The sequence below is a fragment of the Enterobacter cloacae complex sp. IR53030 genome (genome assembly GCF_049238365.1).
GTDB classification, from domain to species: domain Bacteria; phylum Pseudomonadota; class Gammaproteobacteria; order Enterobacterales; family Enterobacteriaceae; genus Enterobacter; species Enterobacter kobei.
Genome location: NZ_JBMKHA010000046.1, coordinates 1 through 8,321 on the forward strand (window position 1 = coordinate 1; position 8,321 = coordinate 8,321).

General features: G+C 53.4%; 4 protein-coding genes. All 4 read right to left on the reverse strand.

From position 1 onward, the window contains the following. Positions 1-227: 227 nt before the first annotated feature. From ACOTXR_RS24605 to ACOTXR_RS24620, 4 genes are read right to left on the reverse strand one after another with little or no spacing between them, the layout of a single operon-like run. Positions 228-1,496, reverse strand: coding sequence for an ISL3-like element ISKpn25 family transposase (locus ACOTXR_RS24605; protein ID WP_009653618.1), 1,269 nt, complete (start codon positions 1,494-1,496; stop codon positions 228-230). Between the two features lie 4 nt (positions 1,497-1,500). Continuing rightward, entirely contained in the window at positions 1,501-4,758 is a 3,258-nt protein-coding gene (locus ACOTXR_RS24610; protein ID WP_009653619.1) for a type I restriction endonuclease subunit R, read from the reverse strand. Next, positions 4,759-6,093, reverse strand: coding sequence for a restriction endonuclease subunit S (locus ACOTXR_RS24615; RefSeq protein ID WP_009653617.1), 1,335 nt, complete (start codon positions 6,091-6,093; stop codon positions 4,759-4,761). Next, positions 6,090-8,117 carry a type I restriction-modification system subunit M gene (locus ACOTXR_RS24620; protein WP_009653620.1) on the reverse strand — a complete coding sequence of 676 codons (2,028 nt, stop codon included), beginning with the start codon at positions 8,115-8,117 and terminating at the stop codon, positions 6,090-6,092. The genes ACOTXR_RS24615 and ACOTXR_RS24620 overlap by 4 nt, the downstream gene beginning before the upstream one ends. Positions 8,118-8,321: the final 204 nt, after the last annotated feature.

Genomic DNA, 8,321 nt, shown 5'->3' on the forward strand with positions numbered 1-8,321 from the left:
CTTAAAAATAATAAAAGCAGACTTGACCTGATAGTTTGGCTGTGAGCAATTATGTGCTTAGTGCATCTAACTTTGTTTGGCTATTTGCATTCTAGGGTTGGAATTCATCCATTCTAACCCTTGATTCTTAGTCGGAAAAAAAGCTGCTTCTGGTTGGATTTTTCTGTTTTTCACCACCCAGCGAAAATCTAACATTGGTTGGATTCTCAGACGCGCCATCTCTCGCGTTAATCCAACTCTCCACCTTCTGCCTGCTTCAACAATGTCGGAATGTGCGGTCCATACTCGACCTTGCCTCGTCCTGCTCGAATACCACTGCCAACCTTGCGGGCTTCTTTGGAGTACAACGTCTTTGCACGGATGATCTCATAGCTATAACCCCGACCTAACCGATTGGACATCTTGATCAAGCCGTTGAGCCCTTCTGTATAGCCATTGGTGATTGAGAACGGCGCATCCCAGTAGGCAAAGATGTCGTCGTAATGGTTGTGTACCGTTTTTACCAGTGTTTTGAAAGGCTCCATGCCATAAAGTGGAAGGCTGTTCTCCCAAGCCTCAAAGGCGTTCTGAGCGCTCTGCTTGTCGGGTTCGTCGTAGATGCAGAAGAAGGCTTCCTTGAAGTCATAGGCCATGGCAAGTGCTGGGATCGCCTGCTTTACAACCTCCAGCGCCTTTTGCTCTGCGGGTGTCAAGTTGCCGGGTCGCTTCAGGGTGAGCCAGCGAATCGACTTTTTGACGTAAATGCGATCTTCTTTGCTTAACTGTGCCTGATAGTTCTTGCGCTCCACTTCCAAGGCTTCAGAAGCCATCTTGACGACATGGAACTTGTCGATCACCAGTTTGGCGTTGGGCAGATACTGAGCAAAGGAACGCTTGAAGGGTCGCCACATATCCGTACAGACCCATTCCACCTTGTCAGCATCCGGCAAATCCTTGAAGAAGGGCTTCAAATGCTCTTGAGTTCGATGCTCCAACATATCAAAGACGTTGTTGGTTGCCAGATTGGTGATTACACAGCGATACCCTCCGGCCAGGTTCACTTCGTCAATGCCCATGATGACTGGGGTTTCGTAACGAACGGTTTGGGAGAGTTCCTCAATGAGATCGTGAGCGATGTTCTTGACGGTGTTCACCGCCACACCGGTTTGCTCAGCTAAAGCATGGAAGGTGGTTCCCAGGCACTGTTGCCGAATAACATCGACCAGCCGTTTGGTGGCTCGGCGTTTGTCATCCAGAAAACTCAACTCCGGCATGGACATTTTTCCGCACGACTCACAGCGAAAGCGCGGGCGCTGAACTTCAAGGCGGACGGGCTCCATGTACAACGGCGTGTCCATGAACTTGTTTTTGCGCGTACCGTGTCTGTGCATAGGGATGTTGCAGTCCCCACATAACGGCACCTCGACCGTTACCGGCTCAGCGACTATCACAAGGCACTTGCCTTCGTGGCGCATATCGACCGGCTTGATGCCTGGCAGATTCAGCAGGTCAAGCATCTGCTTAATCCATACCCAGATCGATGTCTTTGCCTTCGCGTAGCAGGTCATACACCATATCAACCAATGCGGTCATGCCCTGACGGTCAGACTTGAGCACCTGGGTTGCCAGCTTCTGATGACTGGACAAAGCACGAACAACAGCTTGCTGCACAGCACCGGGGAGGTTGCCTTTCATAGCCTGCTCACGGGTGTTGCTTTCCACCTGAGCCATGACGACATCGCTTTCACCGGTAATCGCTGAAATCTGATTAACGAAAGCCACCTGATCCTGGATCGGCGTCGCCTCACCAAACAGGCTGTTGAGCCTCTCGATAATCTCTTTGACGAATTTCGGCTTGTCGCCTGCCGCTCCACCACCGCCTGCACCTGCTGGTTGCAATACCGGGGTTTTGCCTTCTTCTTCTACGTCATCGGGTCGAGCATTGATGTCAAAGCCAGTAAGCACCAGGCCTGTCAAGTCCACGGTTTCCGGTGCTTCGTGCTGAAGGCGCTTTTGCAGCAGCTTGGCGAAAGCGGCAAAGTTCTCCAACTCCGGGTCGCCAAAATCAATCAGTTGGGCGATATAGGAATAGGTACGGCAGAAGCGCCCCAGGTCCGACTTGAAGCCCATCAGCGCCTTGATTTGCTCGGCATACTCATCCTGGTGGTGATCGGCAGACTTCATGCCCGCCTCATCACCCCTGGCGCGGGCCTTCTCAAACGCTGCTTCCCAGGTTGCCATGCCATCGCGCAACATTTTCATCTTGTCGTTATACAAGGCCGTCGCTCCAGCTGTAGCGGTATACAGCGCCTTGTGCTGTGGCGATTTAGTATGGGTGATGTCACGTATGGTCTTGAAGCGGGCTTCTTTGAACGCGGCCAAGTCCTTCTCGTCGTACAGGCCGTGCTCGTCCAGTCGCTCCTTGATCTCGTAGACCACATTGAGGTCTTGCACTTCGCTGATGTGAGCGCCTTTGTCATAGGTGGCAAAGGCCTTGCGCACGTTCTCTGGATCGTTCACGAAGTCGATGATAAAGACTTCATCCTTCCCAGGTGCCGTCCGGTTCAGGCGGGCGAAGGTCTGCACAATCTCCACATGGTTGGCGATTTTCTTGTCCACATACATGGCGACCAGTTTGGGCTGGTCAAAGCCAGTCTGGAACTTGTCGGCCACCAACATCACCCGGTATTCCGGGCGGTCAAAGGCAAAGCGCAAATCCTGCCCGTGGACATCCGGGTTCATGCTCTGCTCGGTGAACTCCTCGTTCTCATCGACGATAAACACATCATCCTTGAACTCGCTGTCATCCTGGTGCATCACCTGCTTACCGGTCATCTTGCCGGAGAAGGCCACCAGTGAATGAATAAAGCCGTACTCGCTGTGCTGCTCGATATAGCGGTCAAACGCCTTCTTGTAGCGAATGGCAGCGGCACGGGAGCTGGTCACTACCATCGCCTTGGCCTTGCCATCCAGCCGGTGGGCGACGTTTTTGGTGAAGTGCTCAACGATAAACTGTACCTTCTGGGTCACATTGGTGGGATGCAATGACATCCACTGTGCCAGGGCGCGTTTGGCGGCCTTGCCGCTTACCCGCTTGCTGTCTTCAAGCTGCTTGGAAAGGTTGAAGGCCGTTTTGTAGGGCACATAGCCGTTCAACACATCGAGAATGAATTTCTCCTCAATGGCCTGGCGCATGGTGTACAGGTGGAAGGCTTGCGGCGGGTTATCGTCCGAGATCGGTTGGCTTGGATCTGTCGGGCGACCAAACAGCATCAAAGTGGAGTGCTTGGGCGTGCCGGTAAAGGCGAAGTAGCTGATATTGTCCGGGCGGGCGCGAGACTTTTGCAGTTGCTCCAGTAGTTCATCCACCGTCATGGTGGACATTTTGCCTTGTCCGCTCATCCCCAGCGCGGCTTGCAGCTTAGCGGCGGTAGAGCCAGTCTGCGAGTTATGCGCCTCATCAATGATCACAGCAAAGTTTTTCCCTTTCAGGGCCTTGTCAGTGATGATGGCTTCCATCGCGTAGGGGAAGGTCTGGATCGTTACTACCACAATCGGCGTGCCAGACAACAAGGCATCCGAGAGCTGCTTGCTCTTGGACTTGGATGACTTCTGCCGGTCAATGGCGGCGATCACCCCAAACTGATGGTCAATCTGCTTCACCGCGTCCTGGAGCTGGCCGTCCAGCACATTACGGTCGGTGACAATGATCACGCTGTTAAATACCGCGTCGCCGTTATCTTCGCGCAGTTTCACCAAGTCATGGGCCGTCCAGGAAATGGTGCTGGTCTTGCCGGAACCGGCGCTGTGGTCACACAGGTAGGTCATGCCTGCGCCATTTTCGCGGGCATCGGCCAGCATCTGGTTCACTGCCGTCCATTGGTGAAAGCGCGGGAAAATCAGGGTTTCTTTCTTCGACCAGTTGCCCTGAATATCCACCACGTCCTTTTTCTCGACGTAGACAAAGCTATGGAAAATCCGCAGCCAGGCATCCGGCTGGCAGACCGCCTCCCAGAAGTAGGCTACCGGGTATTCCTGGGTACCATCGGCCTTAATCTCACCTGGCGGGTTACCCGCATGTACAGTGCCGCTTTCGTCATTGCGCCCCTTATTGAACGGCAGGAAAAAGGTGCTTTCTCCATCCAGCTTGGTCGCCATCATGATTTCAGAGTCGGACATGGCGAAATGTACCACTGCCCCACGCTTGAAGGTCAGCAATGGCTCCCGGCGTTTGGTCTGGGCGTCATACGGCAGGCGATCATTGCGGTACTGATCCATGGCCGCTTCGCAGGACTGGGTGAAGTCGGTCTTCAGTTCGACGGTTGCCACCGGCAGACCGTTGATAAACAGCACCAGATCAATGGCAAATTCACGGGCCGGGTGATACTTCAGCTCCGGCACCACGCGCAGTATATTGGCCTGGTAGCGCTCAATGACTGCTGCATTGCGCTTGTCTTCCGGTGCGGCCTCGGTCATCTCGATCAGGCCGCAACCGGCAATGGAAAAGCCCTGGCGCAACACCTGCATGGTGCCTTGTTTCTCCAGTGCTTTATCCAAGCGATCCATCAGCACTTCAAGGGTTTTGGCCCCGTTGAGCCGTTCCAGCTTGTCCCATTTTTCCTGCTGGCCGCTGGTTTTGATCCAGCTTTCCAGGTCTTCGGGATACACCGCCCGCTCGGTGTTGTAGAACTTGGAATCACCCAGCTTCCAGCCCTGATCTACCAACCGGTCGATGATGTATTGCTGGAAGTATTTTTCCTGATGTGCTGCTGATTGCATTTATTGTTTTCCTCGCAAATCAATCTGGCCGGTGACAGCGGCGGTGATAAAGGCGGCGCGGCGTTCTTTGAGCAGGGTGATACTTTGTTCCGACTTGCTAATCAGAGCATCAATGCGGGCGGTTTCAAGGTCGAGGGTGGCTAGAATGGCATCTTGCTCCTTCAGATCTGGAAGAGGTAGACGAGTGTTCGCTACATATTCATGCTCTAAGCTTTCAACAGTAGCTCCTTCTTTTGCCCATATCCCAAGCAACGAGCGGTTAAGACCCTGTACCCACCGAAGTATAAACCGGGGTCTAACCCTAGTTTCATCAAGGCTCAATGCTTTCATGTCCTGATTTAAGCTAACAGGAACATTATTGATCCCAACCGGTATCGTGTGACGAAGAATACCTGATCGAGCAACCAGCAACACCGCTCCCGAGTCAATCAGTTTCGTGGCACTATTTTCCAGTCCTTTGGTAGTTATATGATCTATAGAATCGGTAATCACCTCATGTTTCATATCCTTTGGAGAGACCCAAGGGATGCAGCCGTTCCAATAGTCTGGATTTTCTTTTGATGGCGTACCACCACCAGAGAATGCAGCAACATGCTTTAGTTTTGTCGCCTCCCAGTGCTCCGGCACCTGCCCAATCCACTCAATGCCGGAATCCTTCATCTTGGCGTTGCGGTCTAGTCCCTTGGTGACAGCATGGGTAATCAGCCCCTGCCGCTTTTCCTTCAGTAGCTCGACAAAGCGGTTTTTCTTCTCGATAAGCGCATCAATACGGGCGGTTTCGCGGTCGAGGGTGGCCGCGATGGTGGCTTGTTCGTCAGTGTCGGGAAGCCCGATAGTAAATGACTCAAACAGATCCGTTGGAACTCGCTTTAAGCCTCCAGTGCCTCTCATCTCAGATTTGGCAATTGTTCTGAACTGCTCTTCTTGCAGACGGTAGTAAAGAAACCGGTTATGTCCCTTTCCATTTACCCGAAGAACATTGATTTCAGTAGAGCCAAACCCAATGCCGTTAACCAGACCATTGGCTATCGCTATGTTTCCATTCTCGAAGCAAGGCGTTACCTTGGCGATCAGAATATCGCCATCGCAGAAATAGCTATATCCACCATACACTTCATGAATAGGACGAGTTTCATCAAGTGTTACAGCATTGGTTCTCAGCTTTTCCATAGGGAGAAATGTGCAAAGAGAATCCTTTTCCTCGCTTAAGGTCGATTTCCTGGGATTCAAGGCGGAAATTCGCTTAATCTGCGCAATCTTCCAATGCTCCGGCACCTGCCCAATCCACTCAATGCCGGAATCCTTATACGCGGGATATGCTCTGTACTGGCTCATTCGCTGGCCACCTCCGCCAGTAGCGCGGCAATCTCGGCTTCTACCTGCTTCAGGTCTTCATCAATATCATGCAGCTTGCGCGGCGGCTGGTACTGGTAGAAGAAGCGGTTGAAGTTGATCTCGTAGCCAACGCGGCCCAATTGACCATCCCTGGCATCGGTAAAGCTCTCATCCAGCCAAGCATCCGGCACATGAGGAAGCACTTCGCGGGCAAAGTAGTCGTCGATGTCATCCAGATAGGGGACGTTCTCGTAATCAGTCAAATCTGTGTCTGGCACCAGCTCGCCGTTGGAATCCGTGACTGGCTCGGCTTTCGGGTCTTTGTGACCAAAGGCGCTGATTAGGGCGGTGATCAATGTCTTGTTGGATTTGACCTTGAGCTGCTTTGCTTCATCGGACTTGATCGAGTCCCTAACAAAGGTTTCTGCCCAGCTATAGGGCTGCGTTTGCCCGATCAGCGGCTTGAGGGCTTCACGCCAGAATGTCTGATGCGCATCAGAGAGCTTTTCCCAGGCAGCTTCGGCTTCCAACCGATCCATGCCCACCTTATCCAGCTCCAGGGTCATGCGCAGCGGGCGCAGGACCTTGATACGGCGGTAGCCAAAGGTACGGTAGTCAAGCATCCGGGAAAGCGCTCCGGTTTCGCCTGTGGCGTAGATGTCCAGAATCTGGCGGCGCTGCTCATCGCTGACAATACGGCGCTTGTTGCCCTCGTTGCGGATTGAAGTCCAAAGGTCGGTGGCGTTGATCAACTGCACCTTGCCTTTGCGCTCCTGCGGCTTCTTGTTGGACAGAATCCACAGGTAGGTGGCGATATTGGTGCGGAAGAACAGATCCGTTGGCAGAGCTACAATGGCTTCAATCAGGTCGTCTTCCAGCAACCAACGGCGTATTTCCGATTCGCCAGACGCGGCACCGCCGTTAAACAGTGGCGAACCCGACAGCACGATAGCGGCGCGGCCACCGCCGTTGATCGGCAGTTCTAGCTTGCTCGCCAGGTGCATCAAAAACAGCATGGAGCCATCGCTAATTTTCGGCAGGCCCGGCCCAAAACGGCCCAACTCACCTTTTTTGTGTTCTGCTTCGACGGCGGTTTTGTCCTTCTCCCATTTCTTGCCGAAAGGCGGATTGGACAGGCAGTAGTGGAAACGCTCACCGGCAAACTGGTCGTTGGACAGCGTGCTGCCCTGACGAATGTTCTTCGACAGATCTCGGCCTGGGTCGGACTCCAAACGGCGGATCAGCATACCGGCTACACAAACCGCATGGGTTTCCGGCTCCAACTCCTGCCCGTGCGGCACCAGCACTGGCGGGATCTTGTCGCGGTTACCGTAGTCACCCACATGGTTCATGGCATCGGTGAGGAAGCCACCCGTGCCACAGGTCGGGTCATACAGAGTACGAATCAAACCGGGGCTGGCCTCAAACAGGGCATCATCCGGGTCAAGTAGCAATGCGGTCGCTAGGTGAACGATGTCGCGCGGCGTCATGAAGTCCTCGGCCCCTTCATTGACCTCGGCACCAAAGCGGCGAATTAGGTGTTCGTAGATGTTACTCATCACCCGATCCGGAACCACGTCCGGGTGCAGATCGATCTTGGCGAAGTTCTGGCAAATCTTGTACAGCAAGCCCGCTTTCTCCAGCCGGATCACCGTATTGCCAAACTCAAACTCCTCGAAGATAGCGCGGGCATTATCCGAAAACAGGGCGATGTAGTCTTCCAGATTGCGGCGCGTCTTGGTGCTACCCAAGGTGCCGAGGGAGTATTCAGAGGTGTTGTAGAAGGGGTATTCAGCGGTTGAGCGCAGAATGGTATCCAGCTCGACATCGGCATCCTTGAAAGCGTCATGCGCTTCTCTCACCGCCTCGCGGGTCGGCTCCAGCGCACACTCCAGGCGGCGCAGCAAGGTAAACGGCAAAATGATCTTGCCAAAGTCCGTATGCTTGAAGTCCCCCCAAAGGTCTTCCGCATTCTTCCAAATAAAGTCAGCCTGTGAAGCTGCCGATCCCGTAAATTCGCTCATTCTGGACTCCAACCACTTTTTGCACAGAACGGTACTGGAGTCAATCTGCGAATGTCAACCAGATTTTGCACAAAAGGGGATGGATTTAAATTCTTGGCTAAATTTGCGATCCTACCTCAGAATGCAAATAGCCCTTTGTTTTAGGGCGACTGCCCTGCTGCGTAACATCGTTGCTGCTCCATAACATCAAACATCGACCCACGG